The sequence below is a fragment of the Anaerotruncus sp. genome (genome assembly GCF_057433415.1).
Genome location: NZ_DBMDHH010000022.1, coordinates 1 through 15,611, shown reverse-complemented (window position 1 = coordinate 15,611; position 15,611 = coordinate 1). Strand labels below are relative to the sequence as shown.

Annotated in this window: 16 protein-coding genes and 1 pseudogene; 3 read left to right on the top strand and 14 right to left on the bottom strand. The window is 65.0% G+C overall.

Going from position 1 to position 15,611, the window contains the following annotated elements:
- Nucleotides 1–46 precede the first annotated feature (46 nt).
- A complete protein-coding gene (locus ACZO3G_RS07820) occupies nt 47–1,351 on the top strand; it encodes a redoxin domain-containing protein (RefSeq protein WP_276872598.1) in 1,305 nt (434 codons plus the stop codon).
- A 204-nt stretch (nt 1,352–1,555) separates the two neighbouring features.
- Here the strand turns inward: ACZO3G_RS07820 and ACZO3G_RS07815 are convergent, their stop codons facing one another.
- The 13 genes and pseudogenes from ACZO3G_RS07815 to ACZO3G_RS07755 all read right to left on the bottom strand — a co-directional run.
- On the bottom strand, nt 1,556–2,722 hold the full coding sequence (locus ACZO3G_RS07815) for a CCA tRNA nucleotidyltransferase (RefSeq protein WP_276872599.1): 1,167 nt from the start codon (nt 2,720–2,722) through the stop codon (nt 1,556–1,558).
- A 252-nt stretch (nt 2,723–2,974) separates the two neighbouring features.
- Nucleotides 2,975–3,817, bottom strand: a complete 843-nt coding sequence (locus ACZO3G_RS07810; protein ID WP_256152342.1) for an NYN domain-containing protein — start codon at nt 3,815–3,817, stop codon at nt 2,975–2,977.
- A 194-nt stretch (nt 3,818–4,011) separates the two neighbouring features.
- Nucleotides 4,012–4,437, bottom strand: a complete 426-nt coding sequence (locus ACZO3G_RS07805; protein WP_256152343.1) for an Hsp20/alpha crystallin family protein — start codon at nt 4,435–4,437, stop codon at nt 4,012–4,014.
- A gap of 216 nt (nt 4,438–4,653) precedes the next feature.
- Nucleotides 4,654–5,598, bottom strand: a complete 945-nt coding sequence (locus tag ACZO3G_RS07800) for an L-lactate dehydrogenase (RefSeq protein WP_101553026.1) — start codon at nt 5,596–5,598, stop codon at nt 4,654–4,656.
- A 291-nt stretch (nt 5,599–5,889) separates the two neighbouring features.
- Nucleotides 5,890–7,035 carry a DUF6070 family protein gene (locus ACZO3G_RS07795; RefSeq protein WP_276873506.1) on the bottom strand — a complete coding sequence of 382 codons (1,146 nt, stop codon included), beginning with the start codon at nt 7,033–7,035 and terminating at the stop codon, nt 5,890–5,892.
- A gap of 138 nt (nt 7,036–7,173) precedes the next feature.
- Nucleotides 7,174–8,496 (bottom strand): pyrimidine-nucleoside phosphorylase, encoded by a 1,323-nt coding sequence (locus ACZO3G_RS07790; RefSeq protein WP_256152538.1) that lies wholly within the window; start codon nt 8,494–8,496, stop codon nt 7,174–7,176.
- 84 nt (nt 8,497–8,580) lie between these two features.
- The gene (locus ACZO3G_RS07785; protein WP_121586349.1) at nt 8,581–9,756 is read right to left on the bottom strand and encodes a phosphopentomutase; all 1,176 of its coding nucleotides are present in this window, start codon (nt 9,754–9,756) and stop codon (nt 8,581–8,583) included.
- A gap of 308 nt (nt 9,757–10,064) precedes the next feature.
- Entirely contained in the window at nt 10,065–10,622 is a 558-nt protein-coding gene (locus ACZO3G_RS07780) for a hydrolase (RefSeq protein ID WP_353939251.1), read from the bottom strand.
- A gap of 141 nt (nt 10,623–10,763) precedes the next feature.
- Nucleotides 10,764–11,726 (bottom strand): ketopantoate reductase family protein, encoded by a 963-nt coding sequence (locus ACZO3G_RS07775; protein WP_276873498.1) that lies wholly within the window; start codon nt 11,724–11,726, stop codon nt 10,764–10,766.
- Nucleotides 11,723–11,989 (bottom strand): TfoX/Sxy family protein, encoded by a 267-nt coding sequence (locus tag ACZO3G_RS07770; RefSeq protein ID WP_276873495.1) that lies wholly within the window; start codon nt 11,987–11,989, stop codon nt 11,723–11,725. The genes ACZO3G_RS07775 and ACZO3G_RS07770 overlap by 4 nt, the downstream gene beginning before the upstream one ends.
- Nucleotides 11,973–12,848, bottom strand: coding sequence for a patatin-like phospholipase family protein (locus ACZO3G_RS07765; protein ID WP_101553012.1), 876 nt, complete (start codon nt 12,846–12,848; stop codon nt 11,973–11,975). Before ACZO3G_RS07765 ends, ACZO3G_RS07770 begins: the two co-directional genes overlap by 17 nt.
- A gap of 182 nt (nt 12,849–13,030) precedes the next feature.
- Nucleotides 13,031–13,576: a GNAT family N-acetyltransferase gene (locus tag ACZO3G_RS07760; RefSeq protein ID WP_353939252.1), complete on the bottom strand. Its 546-nt coding sequence runs from the start codon at nt 13,574–13,576 to the stop codon at nt 13,031–13,033.
- Nucleotides 13,577–13,660: 84 nt separating this feature from the next.
- A pseudogene (locus ACZO3G_RS07755) lies at nt 13,661–13,909 on the bottom strand (GNAT family N-acetyltransferase); the annotation flags it as partial.
- Between the two features lie 196 nt (nt 13,910–14,105).
- Between ACZO3G_RS07755 and ACZO3G_RS07750 the strand changes: the two are divergent.
- Nucleotides 14,106–14,861, top strand: coding sequence for an exodeoxyribonuclease III (locus tag ACZO3G_RS07750; protein WP_276873486.1), 756 nt, complete (start codon nt 14,106–14,108; stop codon nt 14,859–14,861).
- 42 nt (nt 14,862–14,903) lie between these two features.
- Here the strand turns inward: ACZO3G_RS07750 and ACZO3G_RS07745 are convergent, their stop codons facing one another.
- Nucleotides 14,904–15,062: a hypothetical protein gene (locus ACZO3G_RS07745; RefSeq protein WP_158595580.1), complete on the bottom strand. Its 159-nt coding sequence runs from the start codon at nt 15,060–15,062 to the stop codon at nt 14,904–14,906.
- A gap of 119 nt (nt 15,063–15,181) precedes the next feature.
- Here ACZO3G_RS07745 and ACZO3G_RS07740 point away from each other — a divergent pair, with 119 nt between their 5' ends.
- Nucleotides 15,182–15,487 (top strand): helix-turn-helix domain-containing protein, encoded by a 306-nt coding sequence (locus ACZO3G_RS07740; protein WP_256152545.1) that lies wholly within the window; start codon nt 15,182–15,184, stop codon nt 15,485–15,487.
- The last annotated feature ends 124 nt before the right edge of the window (nt 15,488–15,611 follow it).

The window sequence follows — 15,611 nt, the reverse complement described above, 5'->3', positions numbered from 1 at the left end:
CTATCCTAACTGCAATAATTTAAATTACAGATTGTGAGGAATCCGCATGCAGGGCTTTGCCACCACCGAACACATCAGCTTTCTCCTCGTCTTCCTGGAGGGGCTGCTCTCCTTCTTTTCCCCCTGCGTCATCCCGCTCATCCCCATCTACGTCAGCTATCTCGCGGGCAGCGGCGAACGGGACGAAAACGGAAATCCCATCTACAGGCGGAGCCGGGTGATGCTGCACACCCTCTTCTTCGTGCTGGGAATCTCCTTTGCCTTCTTCCTGCTGGGCATCGGCTTCACCGCTGTCGGTACCTTCTTCAGCGGCCACCGCACCCTCTTCTCCCGCATCGGCGGCATCGTCATCCTCCTGCTCGGCCTCGTGCAGGTCGGCTTCTTCGAGCTGAAATTCCTCCAGCGGGAGCACAAGTTCCACCTCAACGTCGCCGGCAAAAAGATGACCCCCGTCGCCGCCTTCGTCATGGGCTTTACCTTCTCCTTTGCGTGGACCCCCTGCGTCGGGCCCGCCCTCTCGTCGGTGCTCATCCTCGCCTCGGGCGCGAAAAGCGCCCTCGCGGGCAACCTGCTCGTGCTCGTCTACGCGCTCGGCTTCGTACTCCCCTTCCTCGCGCTCGGCCTCTTCACCACCCAGGCGCTCGGCTTTTTGCGCCGCAATCAGAAGCTCATGAAATACACGATCAAGGCGGGCGGCGTGCTGCTCATCATCATCGGAATCATGACCTTCACCGGCTGGATGAACGGCATCACCAGTTACCTGAGCGCCCTGCGCATCCCCGATTCCGGAACCTCCCAGAGCGAGCCCGCGGCGCCCGTCTCCTCCGAGTCCGCCGCGCCGAGCGGGGCGCCTTCCTCCGAGGCGTCCTCACGGGAGGACGCCCCGCCCGCGCCGGTCGCGCCCGGCTTCACCCTCGTCGACCAGGACGGCAACACCCATACCCTCTCCGACTATAAGGGCAAGGTGGTCTTCCTCAACTTCTGGGCGACCTGGTGCCCGCCCTGCCAGAAGGAGATGCCCCACATAGAGGAGCTCTACAAGGAGTACGGTGAAAATACCGGGGACGTGATCTTTTTGGGCGTCGCCAACCCCAAGACGGACGAAAACCCCTACGGGCAGGACAAATCGCCCGAGGAGATCGCGGCCTTCCTCTCCGACAAGGGCTACACCTTCCCGACCGTGATGGACACGACGGGCGACGTCTTCGCGCAGTACGGCATCAGCGCCTTCCCGACGACCTTCATGATCTCGGCGGACGGCACCGTCTTCGGCTACGCGCCCGGCGCGATGACCAAGGAGATGATGCAGAGCGTCATCCAGCAGACCCTCGACGGCAAGCGCGCGGAATAATCGAAAAAGAGATAAGGGGCGGTTCCCGATGGGAACCGCCCCTTATGATCTTCCCTTTTTTCTTGAAAAAGGGAAGCGGAAAAAGCGCCTGAAGCAGGGCCTGCGGGCCCGGGTTAAGGGCTCCGCCCTCGAAAAAGCCCGGCATCCAGAGGATGCCGGGCTTTTTCTCACCCGCCGCCTTTTGAAAAAGGCGGACGAAAACTTTTATTGAGGGGAAACAAAATTCAAGAGCGCGGCGCGCTCATTTGGGCAGCGCCCGTCGATCACCGCGTCGAGCAGCGCCGCGAGCGTCCGGCCGAGCTCCGGCCCGGCGGGCACGCCCGCCGCGAGCAGGTCCCCGCCCTTCACCGCGAGCGCGTCGAGCGACCAGCAGTCGCCCTCCTCCAGCACTTCGCCGAGCGCGCGCTCCACGCCGGCGAGCGGTTCCCCGTACGCCGCGCGCATCGCGAGCAGGCGGCGGAAGGCCGCCGGCCCGAGCTTCCGCAGCATCCGCCGCACCGCCGGGCGGTCTTCCGCGAGCGGCGCTGTCCGGAAGGCGAGAAGGGCCTTTGCGGCGCGGATCGTTCCGCGGTCGAATTTGAGGCGGCGCAGGGCCGCTTCCGCGTCCGCCTCCGTGGAAAAGAGCATCGCCAGCCGCACGGCGGGATCGGCCGGCGCACGCCCGAGCGCGTCCGGGTCGCAGTCCCACCCGGGCAGGACCCGCGCGACCACCTCGGGGAACTCCCGCAGGACGCGGGGGGCGCCGGCTCCGCACACGAGCTTGACAAGCTCCGCCGCGATCCGCTCCGCCGACACCTTCCCAAGCCGCGCGCGGTCCGCGCGCAGGGCGGCGGCGGTTTCGGGCTCGATGGAAAAGCCGAGCGACGAGGAGAAACGCAGGGCGCGCAGGATGCGCAGCGCGTCCTCCTGAAACCGCCGCGCGGGGTCCCCGACGCAGCGGATCGATTTTCCGCGCAGATCGTCCGCCCCGCCGAACGGGTCGACGAGGCCGGTTTCCGGCGACCACGCCATCGCGTTCACCGTGAAATCGCGGCGGGCGAGGTCCTCCCGGAGGCTGCGGGTAAAGGCGACCGAGTCGGGGCGGCGGCCGTCGGAATAGGGGCCGTCCACCCGGTAGGTGGTGATCTCGACGGGCTCTCCGCCGACGAGCACGGCCACGGTGCCGTGGCGGACGCCCGTCCCGATGACGGGCGCCCCGGAAAACACCGCTTTCGTCTCCTCCGGCAGCGCGGAGGTGGTCACATCCCAATCGCCCGGCCTGCGGCCGAGCAGGCTGTCGCGCACGCAGCCGCCCACGACGTACGCCTCATAGCCCGCCGCGCGCAGGGCGCACAGCACATACGCCGCGCCGCGCGACAACGCCAATTCCATCCTTTTACCCCCAATCAAAAATTTCGCCCGCCTTTTTACACTGAGCCGCAGCGAAGCGTGTCGGAGGCCAACCGCCCGCAGGGCGGCTCTTGGGCCGGAGACAAGGCGGCGGGGCCGCAGGGCAGAGCCCCGCGCCGCGCTTCGCAAAGCACGGAACGCCCAATCCTTCAGGCATATTTTTCGCTTCCCTTTTACAAGAGAAAAAGGAAGATCAAAACAGGCCGCCGCGCGATGCGGCGGCCTGTTCCCGATTCATTTGAGCTTCACATAGATGAGCTTGACGCTGCTGTCGCGGGTGCGCACGCTCTTGATGTCGAAGAGGTCGAGCGACTCGATGAAGGGGGTGAGCTTGGAGAAGCCGAAGTTGCGCACGTCAAAATCGGGGTACCGTTTGACGAGCAGGTTGCCGATCGTGCCGATGAAGAGCCAGCCGTCCTCGTCCGAGTTTTCCGCCACGATCGTGCGGATCGCCTTTTTGATGGTGCGCAGGCCGGTCATCTGCTTTTCCTCCGGCTCGGGGCAGGGCTCGGGCGCGGGCTCCGGTTCCGGCTTGGGCTCGGGCTTCGGCTCCTGCTTGGGGGCGGGCCGGGCCTTCTCCTGCTTGGGCTGCTGCTTGGACTTTTCCGGCTGGGCGGGTTTTTCCGGTTCCTTCTGCTCGGCGGTCGCGAGGATGTCGAGGTATTTGAACCGGTTGCAGGCGGAGATGAACGATTTGGGGGTCTTGCGCTCCCCCATGCCCACGACGGTCATGCCGCTCTCCCGCAGGCGGGCGGCCAGACGGGTGAAGTCGCTGTCCGATGAGACGATGCAGAAGCCGTCCACCTGGCCCGAATAGAGGATGTCCATCGCGTCGATGATCATGGCCGAGTCGGTCGAGTTCTTACCGGTGGTGTAGCTGTACTGCTGGATGGGCAGGATCGAGTTGTCGAGCAGAACATTTTTCCACGAGACGAGCGCGGGGCTTGTCCAGTCGCCGTAGATGCGCTTATAGGTGGCGATGCCGTCGTTGGAGATCTCGTCTAGGATGATCTTGATGTATTTTCCCGATATGTTATCGGCATCGATAAGCACCGCGAATTTGCTGTCGCTTGCCATTCCTTCACCTCAATCGATCTAGTTCGGTCTTTGCGGGCCGTCTTGCGCGGCCGGATATTGGCTTTTGGCCGACGGCCTGCGTTTATTATAGCATAAATTCGCGGCGAAAAAGTCGTATCCGGGAAAATATTTGCACGGGGATGCGAAATCCCCCGCCCGCGGACGCGGACGGGGGATTCCAAAAGCCCGGGGGCTTATTTGAGCTCGATCTGGCGGGCCTGCGGCCGGGCGGGCACCTTCTTGGGCAGCTCGAGTTCGAGCACGCCGTTTTTATACGCGGCGCTGATTTTTTCGACGTCGATGCCGGAGACGTCGAAGCTGCGCGCGAAGGAGCCGTAGCGGCGTTCGCGGCGGACGTAGCCGTCCTCCTTCTTCTCCTCGCTCTCGGCCTTGTGCTCGGCGGAGATCGAAAGGGTGTCGCCGTTGAGGTCGATCTTGATGTCCTCCTTGTCGAAGCCGGGCAGCTCCGCCTGGAGGAGGAACTTGTCACCCTGGTCGATGATATCGGTGCGGATCTCGGAGAAGCTCGCCGGGAAATCGCTGAAAAACGTCTTGTCGAAGGCGTCAAAGAAGTTGGAGAGGTTTCTGGTTCTGCGTTCAAAAGGCATCAGGTCAAACATGATAAAATCCCCCTTTAGATGTTGTGTTTTCGCGTTGTTTAACCCAACTCACGAGTTCTGCGGATGTTGCGGCACATGGCGATCATCTTCTTTCCCGGCGCCCGTGCCCGGCGCTCGTTCTTGTTTCATTGGCCTTAGTATAACCCGGGATTGTTACAAAGCAATGCATCATTTATGAATAAACTGTGAATTTTTAGCACTCATAATATAAGAGTGCTAATTCGGCTCAATCTCCGCCAGCACGTCGGAAAGCGCCGCCGCGGACGCCTCCAGCGCCCGGTGCTCCGCCTCGTCGAGCGGGAAGTCGAGGATCTGCTTGATCCCCTCTCTGCCGACGATCGCCGGCAGGCCGAGGCAGAGGTCATGCAGCCCGTAATGCCCGTCCGCCAGCCCCGAAACGGGCAGCACCGAGTTCTCGTCCCGCACGATCGCCTCCGCGATCCGCCGCACCGCTTTGGCGATCGCGTAGTTGGTCGCGCCCTTGCGCTCGATGATCCGGTAGGCGCTGTTCTTGACCTCCTCGTAGATGCCGTGCAGCCCCGCCATGTCGGCGCACTTGCCGCACACCTTGCAGAAATCCGCGAGGTCGATGCCCGACACGTTGGCCGAGCTCCACACCGGCAGCTCGGTGTCCCCGTGCTCGCCGATGATGAAGGCGTGGATGTTGCGCGGGTCGACCTCGAGGTGCTCCCCGAGCAGGTATTTGAACCGCGCGGTGTCCAGCACGGTGCCCGAGCCGATCACCCGGGAGGCGGGGAAGCCGGACAGCTTGAGCGTCACATAGGTGAGGATGTCAACCGGGTTGGCCACCACCAGCAGGATGGCGTCCCGGTTGCAGCGGACGATCTGGGGGACGATCGACCGGAAAATCTTCACGTTCTTGCGCACCAGGTCGATGCGCGTCTCGCCGGGGGACTGCGCCGCGCCCGCCGTGATGATCACCAGCCCGGCGTCGGCCAGGTCGGGGTAATCTCCCGCGTAGACGTTGACGGGACGCACGAAGGGGACGCCGTGGGCGATGTCCATCGCCTCTCCCTCCGCCTTTTTCTGGTCGATGTCGAGCAGCACCAGCTCGGAAAACAGTCCGCTGCCCAGCAGGGTGTAGGCGGTGGTCGCGCCCACCGCACCGCAGCCGATGACCGCGCATTTCTGTAGATTCATGAGGGTTCCTCCTTTGGGATGGTTAATATATACTATTTTAGTATATTATAGCGCCTTCTGGGAGATCTGGCAAGCGCCGCCAATTGCTATTGTAAACGCCGCCCGCCCGAATATACCGCGCCCCGGCCCCGCGCGTCAAAAAGCGGCCGCGTGCCCCGGCCTCCGCGGCGAAAAAGCAGGGGTCCAAACGACGAACGCCGTTTGGACCCCTGTGCGCGTCTCCGACGCGCAAACCCGCCGTCCCGGCCGGAGGGCCGGGACGGCGGGTTCTTTTTCGCCGCGCGGGGCGGTTTACTCCGCGAAAAACGCGATGGGTTCGGGCGGCCAGCTGTGCACGATCTCATAGGAGCGGTAGAGGAAGCCGCCGCCCGGCTTCTTTTCCACCGTGAGGCGCCCGACATGCATCGGGTGGTCGGGCTGGTCGTCGGGTCCGTAGGACCCGACCGCAAGCTCGATCACGCCGTCCTGCTCCGCATAGTCCAGGACGGACTGCCATCCGCCCCCGCCGAAGCCGCCGATCATCTCGTAGCAGTCCCCGTCGGCGCGGTAGAACTGGGAGGTGCGCAGGTATTCTACAGGCACGTCGAAATACTCCCGGATCGCCGCCTCCACCTCGGCGGCGGGAGCGGTCGCGCCCGGCGCGAAGCAGCCCTCGAAGTCCTTCTCCATCCCCAAAAGATTATTGAAGCAGAGGTAGAAGAAGAGGTGGTCGGCCTCCATCTCCCCGGGCGAGCTCCAGTCGTATTGCAGGAGCCTGCCGCTGGGGATCATCGGGTAGACGTAGGTTTCCGCGAGCTGCTCCCGCGTCTGCCCGTCGCCGCCGACGGGATAGAGCGGGTAGCGCATCTCGTTCTCCTCGTACTTCCAGCCGCCGTCGGGGGAGAGCCGAATTTTGACCGTGCCGCTCCAGATGACGGTGCCGTCCTCCCGGGGACTGTAGACGTCGTAATCGAGCGTCAAAAGGCCGTCCTCGAGGGAGGCCTTATTCACCTGCGCGGTGCAGGTCGCGCCCAGCCCCTCGAAGCGGTAGGCGTTGGCCGCCTCGTCGTAGCGGACGTGGATGCGCATACACGAGGCGGGGTCGACGTCGAAGTACCGTCCGATGTATTCCTCGACCTCTCCGGCCGGGAATTCAGCGGGCGCCTGCTCGCCGAGGTCCTCCATGCAGTGCAGGGCGTAGTAGTCCACCAGCGCGTCCGCGCCGATGTTGAAGGGCGTCGACCAGGTGCGTCCCGCCGCCCCGGAGGCGAGCAGACGATCCACATACCGTTCGGTCAGGGCCGGGTAGTCCGACAGGTCGGGGGCGGCCGGTTCGGCCGGTTCGGCGGAAACGGCGGAGCTCTCCGCCGCGCTCTGCGGCTGCGGAGCCGCGGCCGGTTCCCGCGCGCACCCCGCCAGAAGGGCGAGCGCGACGCATAAAACAAGAGCCTTCTTCATTTCAATCCTCTCCTTTCCCTCTATAACCACCGGGGAGGTTGAAAAGGGACCGGCGTCCCTCCAAAATTCCCGTGCGCATGAAAAACCCGCCTCCCCAGCCGGTCAGCCGGGGAGGCGGGCGCCGTTATGCCGCGTCGGTCAGAATTTTTCCACCGCGTCCTTGGTGACGCGCGCGAGCACCAGCTTTTCGGGCGCGGGCCGCGCGTCGGAGAAGGTGACCGCCTCCAGAAGCAGGCGCTCCCCTTCGGGGACCAGCTCCTGCCGGGAGGTCAGCAGCCGCGCGATGGGCTCGCCCTTTTTCACCGCGTCGCCCGTCTTCTTGAGGAGCAGGATGCCCGCCGACAGGTCGATCGCGTCCTCCTTGCTGGCGCGGCCCGCGCCGAGCGCCACCGACGCGATGCCGCACAGCTCGGTCTGCATGTGGGAGATGTAGCCGTCCGCCGGGGAGAGCACCTCGTGCACGACCGGCGCCTTGGCGAATTTATCGGTGTCGTCGAGCACCGACACATCGCCGCCCTGCGCGGCGACCATCGCCCGCAGCTTCCCGAAGGCCGCGCCGCTTCGGAGCGCCTCCTCCGCCATCGCGCGGCAGGCGGCGAGCTCCCCCTTGCCCGCCAGCACGAGCATGTTGGAGGCGAGCTGGAGGCAGACCTCGGTGAGGTCCGCCGGACCCCGCCCGCGCAGCGTGTCCACCGCCTCGATGACCTCCAGCGAGTTTCCGATCGCGTGGCCGAGGGGGAGGTCCATATCGGTGATGAGCGCGATGGTGCGGCGGCCGTTGTGCTCGCCGATCGACACCATCGCCTGCGCGAGCCCGATCGAATCGTCGAGCGACTTCATGAACGCGCCGCTGCCCGTCTTGACGTCAAGCACGATCGCGTCGGAGCCCGCCGCGAGCTTTTTGCTCATGATCGACGAGGCGATGAGCGGCAGGCTGTCCACCGTGGCCGTCACGTCGCGAAGCGCGTAGATCTTCTTGTCCGCGGGCGCGATGTTGCCCGTCTGGCCGATGACCGAGAGCCCGGCGTCCCGCACGATCTGGAAAAACCGCTCCCGCTCCACCGAGGTGCAGAAGCCCGGGATCGATTCGAGCTTGTCGATCGTGCCGCCCGTGTGTCCCAGCCCGCGCCCGCTCATCTTGGCGACCGGGGCGCCGCACGCCGCCACGACGGGCGCGACGATCAGCGTCGTCTTGTCGCCGACGCCGCCGGTGCTGTGCTTGTCCACCTTGATCCCGGGGATCGCGGAGAGGTCCACCATGTCGCCCGACCGCGCCATGCAGTCGGTGAGCACGGCGGTCTCGTGTTCGTCCATGCCTTTGAACCAGATCGCCATCAGCAGGGCGGAGGCCTGGTAATCGGGGATGCGGCCGGCCGTGTAGCCGTCGATGAAAAAGGCGATCTCCTCGTCCGAGAGGGTCCCGCCGTTGCGTTTTTTCATGATCACGTCGTAGATGCGCATGTTGCTCCTCCTTGTTCGTTCAGGTTATCGGGGCCCAAACCGCACGGCGGCCCCCGGTGGTATCCCGTTTTCGCTTCCGCGCGGTCAGCCCCGCGCGAGGACCAGCGGGCAGAGCGATTCGCCGTCGCAGCCCGCGTCGACGCCCAGCAGCGCCGCCGCCGTCTCGCCCGTGTCCGCGAAGGTCGGGCGGGTGCCGAGGTCCCGTCCCGCCGCGATCTCCTTCCCATAGAGGAGCAGCGGCACATATTCGCGCGAATGGTCGGTCGAGGGGGTGGAAGGGTCGCAGCCGTGGTCGGCCGTGATCATCAGCACGTCGTCCTCCCGCAGCAGGGGCAGCAGCTCGCCCAGCTGCTCGTCGAAGCGGTTGAGCGCCGCCGTATACCCCGGCACGTCGTTGCGGTGCCCGTAGACCATGTCAAAATCGACGAGGTTCACAAAGCAGAGCCCGTGGAACTCCTTCTTCGCCCAGGCGATCGTCTGCTCCATGCCGTCCTCGTTATTTTGGATGCGGCTGGTCTGGGAAATCCCCTTGCCCGCGAAGATGTCGTAGATCTTGCCGACGCCGATCGTATCGAGGCCGGCCGCCCGCAGCTTGTCGAGGATGGTGTCGCGCGGCGGGGTCAGCGAAAAGTCGTGCCGGTTGGAGGTGCGCCTGTAATCGGGCCAGCTGCCCTCGAAGGGGCGCGCGATGACGCGGCCCACCCCGTGCTCGCCCTGGAGCAGCTTGCGGGCCGCCTCGCAGTACTCATAGAGCTGCTTGACCGGCACGACGCGCTCATGCGCCGCGACCTGGAAGACGCTGTCCGCGCTCGTGTAGACGATGAGCGCGCCCGTCTCCTCATGCTCGCGGCCGAAGTCGTGGATGACCTGCGTGCCCGAATAGGGCCTGTTGCAGAGCACCCCCCGCCCCGTCAGCCGTTCGTATTCGCGGATGATCTCGGGGGGGAAGCCGTCGGGGTAGGTCGGCATCGGCTTGGGGGAGATGATGCCCGCGATCTCCCAGTGGCCGATCGTCGTGTCCTTTCCGGCGGACGACTCGCGCATGCGCGCGAAGGCCCCGAGCGGCCGCTCCACCGCCTCGCCGCAGCCGACCCCCTCGATGTTATAGAGCCCCAGTCTTTGCAGATTGGGCACCGAGAGCTTTCCCGACTGCCAGCAGGCGCGCAGCGTGTTGCTGCCCTCGTCGCCGTAGGCGGCCGCGTCCGGTTCCTCGCCGATGCCCACGCTGTCCAGCACGATCAAAAACACCCGTTTTGCCATTGTTTTTCCCACCTTTCCAAGGCGGCCGCCGCGCTTGCCGGGCGGAAAACCGGCGCGCCCCGCGCGCCGCCCGCGCGGAGCGCGGGACAAATCCCGCCTGCGCGGATTTGGGTTTTCCGCCCTCCGCGCCCTCCCGCCGGCGGATACCGGGGATGGAGGGCCGCGCCGGGCCGCCTGATTCCTGTCCCCATTTTACCACACCGCGGCCCGCCGCACAAGGAAAGATGGCCGAAAACGGTCTCCCGTCTCCGGCCATCTTCAAGGGCGGTTTCCGCGGGCCCGAGGCTGTCTCCCATCGCCCGGGCGGTTCAGATATCCATCGTGTCCATCAGGCCGCGCATGGCGAGGATCGTCCGCTCGATGAGCTCGTCGAGCTCCCAGCCGAGCATCTCCGCGCCCTGCGAGATGACCTCGCGTGAGCAGCCCGCCGCGAATTTCTTGTCCTTAAACTTCTTTTTCACCGATTTGGTCTCGAGGTCGACGACGCTTTTGGAGGGGCGCATGATCGCCGCCGCGCCGATCAGTCCGGTGAGCTCGTCGGTGGCGAAGAGGATCTTCTCCATGACGTGCTCCGGCTTGATGTCGCAGCAGAGCCCGTAGCCGTGGCTCGCCGTGGAGCGGATGATCCCCTCGTCGAGGCCCTCTTCGCGCATCAGCTCCTGCGATTTGACGCAGTGCTGCTCCGGGTACGCTTCAAAGTCGAGGTCGTGCAGCAGGCCGACCACCTTCCAGTACTCCACGCGGTCGGGGTCGTACTCCTTGGCGAAATACCCCATCACGCCGCTGACGATCGCCGCGTGACGCAGGTGGAACGCCTCTTTGTTGTACTTTTCGAGCAGGGCCTGCGCCTCTTCCATCGTCGGGATCATAACACAGACTTCCTTTCCGTTTTTTCCCCATTATACTCCGCACGGAAAAAAACGGCAAGCCGCTTTCTCACGCGGCGAAATCCTCCCCGCCCTCCTCGCGGGACGCGCCCATGACGGCGCGGGTGCGGCCGGCCTGAATCAAAAGCTTTGAAGGGGGTCCGGGGGGAACTTTCTCGAAAGTTCCCCCCGGCTCGAAAGTTCCCCCAGGCGGTCCGCCGCCCGCTCGTAGCCCGGGGCGGAAAGCCCGAGCGCGCGGGCCATGCGCACCGGCTCGAAGACGAGCCCGTCGAGCTCGCTCGCGCCGCCCTTTTTGAGATCCTTCTGCATGGAGGCGGTCGTGTCGGGGCTCATGCCGTCGATGCGGCGCAGGCCGTCGGCGAGCATATCCACGGGATAGCGGTAGCCCTTGGCGTCCGCGATGGCCGCGAGCTCCCGCACGAGCGACTTGAAGAATTCACGCGGTTCCCCCGGCGCCTGCAGGCCGCCCATCGGCAGGTCGAAATAAGCGCCCGCAGCCGCCATCGGGGAGACGAGCATGAATTTACGGAAGGCGTCGCGGCGGATGTCGTCCGACACCACCGCGTCGATGTCCGCGCCGCGCAGCTCCTCGGCGATCTCCTGGAGGCGCACCGCGCGGGCGTTCCCCTCCCGCTCGCCGTAGACGATCCGGAAGACCTCCCCCGACTGGGTGATCTCCCCGGGCGAAGAGATGTAGCCCACAATGTAGATGCAGCCGTCCGTCACCGTGCGGCCGGGCAGCCGGGCGGCTATCCGCTCCCCGGTGCCCAGGACGTTCAGGATGGGGATCACGACGGTCCGCTCATCCGACGCGCGTTCGACAAGCGGCAGGATCTCCTCCACCGAGTAGCCCTTGACGCAGACAAAGATCACGTCCGCGCGTCCGGTAAATTCCCCGGCGGTGCAGGCGGGGACCCGCACCCGCAGCTCCCCGCGCCGGGCGCCATGCAGGACCAGCCCGTCCCTTCGGATCGCCTCCAGGTGCTTGCCGCGCGCGATCAGCGTCACGTCGCGGCCCGCGTCGGCCAGGTACCCGCCGATGCAGCCGCCCGTACCGCCCGCGCCGATCACCAGATACTTCATTTCCCCGCCCTCCCGAGCGATTTGTGAAAGGCCCTCAGCTCCGCCTTCACCTCTTCGGGCAGGGCGGTGTCCTTGACGCCGCGGATCGCGCCCTCGAGCGCGTAGAGCTCCTGGACGCACGCGCCCGGGTCAGCTTCGCGCAGGCGGACGAGCGCCTCGCGGCTGCCCAGCTCCCGCAGCGTTTCGGGCGTGTCCACCCCCGCTTCGACAAGCCGCGCCTCCAGCACCTTCCCGATATTTTGCAGATCACTCAGCTTTGCCATCTTCCGCGCTCCTTTCCTGAACCCACTTTTGCAGGCGGGGCATCGCGAGCTGTGCGTCGAGCATCCCCGTCTTGTAGAGGTCCTCCAGCTTTTTCATATCCTTCTCAAACCGCCCGATCGTCACGGGCCGGTCGGGCGCGATCACGATCGCCCTGCCCTCCCGCTCGAGCCGCCGCACCTTGTCGAGCTCCCGGTTATAGACCTCGTGGCGGGTGTCGAGGGTGCGCACCATGCCCGGCGAGTCGTGGAAGATATGCCGGTAGACGGGGCGGATGCCCTCGGGCGATTTCTCGTAGGAGCGGTCGCGGGTCAGCACCACGACCACCCGGTCGCAGCCGTCGTCCAGCGCCTTCTGCACCGGGATCGGGTCGGAGGTGCCGCCGTCGAGGTAGCGTCCCCCCATGAATTCCACAACGGGCGAAAACACCGGAATCGACGAGGAGGCGCGCAGCAGGGTGCTGTCCCCCGGCCGGACGGCCTCCTTGGTGAAGTAGACCGGCCTGCCGGTATCCGCGTCGGTCACACCGGTGACAAATTCCATCGGCGAAGCGAGAAACGCCTCGTAGTCGAAGGGGTCGAGATGATTCGGGATCTCGTCGAAGATGAAATCCATTCCGAACATCGATTTGGTTTTAACAAGGCTCTCAAAGCCCACATACCGCTTGTCGTCCACGTAGCCGGTATTGACCCGGTAGCTGCGCCCGCGCTGTCCCGACACGTAGCTGACCCCGCTGCACGCGCCCGCGGACACGCCGATCACGTAGTCCGCCTCAAAATGGTTGTCCATCAGGCAGTCGAGCACGCCGTTCGTATAGAGCCCGCGCATGCCGCCGCCCTCCAGGACCAGTCCGATCTTCATCACACTCTGCCTCCCCGCATGTGGAACTGATTCTCCGCCCCGCGCCGCCGTCCGCCGCGCCGGGACCGCCCCGGGCGGAAAACGGCGCCCCGATGGGGCGCCCGCGCGAAAGCGGCGCTTTCGCGCGCGTGCGGCTTTGCCGCACGGTTTTCCGCCTCCCTGTGTTATGCACGCGCCCCGCGTCAGCCGTCCGCCGTCTCCGCGAGCGCCTTCATCGCGTCCCCCGTCAGGCGGTAGACGGTCCAGTCGTCCATCGCCTGCGCGCCGAGCGAACGGTAAAACCCGATCGAGGGCTTGTTCCAGTCGAGGCACCACCATTCGACCCTGCCGCAGCCGCGTTCGACGGCGAGCGCCGCCAGCCGCGCGAGCAGGGCCTTCCCGATGCCGGCGCCGCGCAGCGCGGGCAGTACGAAGAGGTCCTCCAGGTAGAGCCCCGCGCGCCCGAGGAAGGTGGAGAAGTTGTGGAAGAAGAGTGCGAACCCGGCGGGAGCCCCGTCCTTTTCCGCGATCAGCACCTCCGCCTTTTGCTTTTCAAAAATCCATTCGCGCAGCAGGTCCTCCGTGGCGACCACCTCGCCGAGCATCCCCTCGTATTCCGCGAGCTTTTTGATAAAGTCGAGGATGAGCGGCAGGTCGCCGATGCCGGCGAAGCGGATGCGGCAGCCCGCAATCCCCGTCTCATAGCCTTCTGCGGCGCGTTCCCCCTTCACCTGCGTGAGGTAAAGCATGTCGACGAGTTGACAGTCCCCTTCATAAATCGGCTCGGGGTAGTGGTCGGTAAAGAAATTCTTGACGACATGGCTGCGTTTAAATCCGCAGGACTCGTAAAACCCGACCGAGGAGGGGAAGTCGCCCGTGCCGACCCACACCGCGGCGCCGTCCGGCAGCCGCGCGATCGCCGCGCGCACCAGCGCGCCGCCGATCCCCCGGCGGTGGAAGGGCTCGGCGACGGCGAGGTTTTTGATCTCCCAGCCGCCCGCGGCCGGCACCGTCACGATCTCGCCGAGGACGGCGTCCCCCTCCCGCGCCGCGAGCATGAACCCGTGCGGCAGATAGCGCATGACCATCTCCCACGAGGGGTCCGCGAACAGCAGCAGGTCCCGGTAGCGTTCCCGTTCCCCGCGCACTTCAAAAATCTCCATTGCGACACCTCTTTCGGTAGACTATCATAACAGATTTTCCAGCCAAAGTAAATTGCGTTTTACCGCGGATTCTGTTATGCTGGGGGAAAGAAATTCCCCGAAAGGACTTTGCCATATGAAACTGATCTCCTGGAACGTCAACGGCCTGCGCGCCTGCCTGGGCAAGGGCTTCCTCGACTTTTTCAACGCGGAAAACGCGGACGTCTTCTGCCTGCAGGAGACGAAGATGCAGCCCGGCCAGGCCGACCTCGATCTGCCCGGCTACGAGCAGTACTGGAACAGCGCGGTGCGCAAGGGCTATTCCGGCACGGCGGTGTTCACCCGGATCCCGCCCCTCTCGGCGGTCTACGGCATCGGGCTCCCCGAGCAGGACAGCGAGGGCCGCGCCATCACCCTCGAATTCGAGGACTTCTACCTCGTCACCGTCTACACCCCCAACGCCCAGCGGGAGCTGACCCGGCTCGACTACCGCATGGAGTGGGAGGATGCCTTCCGCGCCTATGTGACGGCGCTCGACGCGAAAAAACCGGTCGTCATCTGCGGCGATCTCAACGTGGCGCACGAGGAGATCGACCTGAAGAATCCCAAGCCCAACCGGGGCAACGCGGGCTTTACCGACGAGGAACGCCAAAAGCTCACCGAGCTGCTCGCCAGCGGCTTTGTCGACAGCTTCCGCGCCCTCTACCCCGACGCGGTGGGCGCCTATTCCTGGTGGTCCTACATGTACCACGCGCGCGCCAACAACGCGGGCTGGCGCATCGACTATTTCCTCGTCTCCGAACGCCTGCGCGGAGAAATCCGCGACAGCAGGATCCGCGCGGAAATATTCGGCAGCGACCACTGCCCCGTGGAGCTCGACCTCTTCCAATAATCTTCGAGGGAACGACAAAGCGGCCGCCATCTGGCGGCCGCTTTACATTTCGTCGGGCGGAAAGAGCTCTTCGATTCGTTCCAGTTCCTTTTTCAGGTGCTCCGCCTGTTCGCCGACCAGCAGGCTCAGGATTTCCAGCGCGTCGGCGGCGGCAGCCGTTTTCCGAACGAGGGAAAAATACAACTCCTTATAGTCAGGCATAAAGTTCGCTCCCTCTGTGCACATTAACGACTGATCGTTAATATTATACGTCTAATTATTAAAGATTTCAACGCCTAATCGTAATAATATTAACGCATAAGCACAGAAGGAGGGGTTGGATGGACATCCTCGGGAAGATCCGCCGGCTGCAGGAGGAACGCGGCTGGAGCGAAAACCATCTCGCGGAGCAGGCGCATCTCAGCCAGTCCACCATCAATTCGCTCTACCGGAAGGGAAACGTCCCCACCATCCCGACGCTCGAAGCGATCTGCCGGGCCTTTGGGATGACGGTCTCCCAGTTCCTCGCGGAGGACAGCCTGCCGTCCGACCTCACCGGGGAGCAGCGTGAGCTGCTGTCCTGCTGGGACGCCCTCGCCCCGGAAAAGCGAAAAGTCCTGCTTGCCTTAATCAAGGTCCTCTGCTGAATGAAAGAAAAAGCGGCCGCCCCTCCGGGCGGCCGCTTTTTTATGGGGCTCAGCTCTGCTTGAATTCCGTCCAGATGTCGTTGAAGAGGGCGGTGGCCTCCTCGCCGACGTCCTTGATCGACTC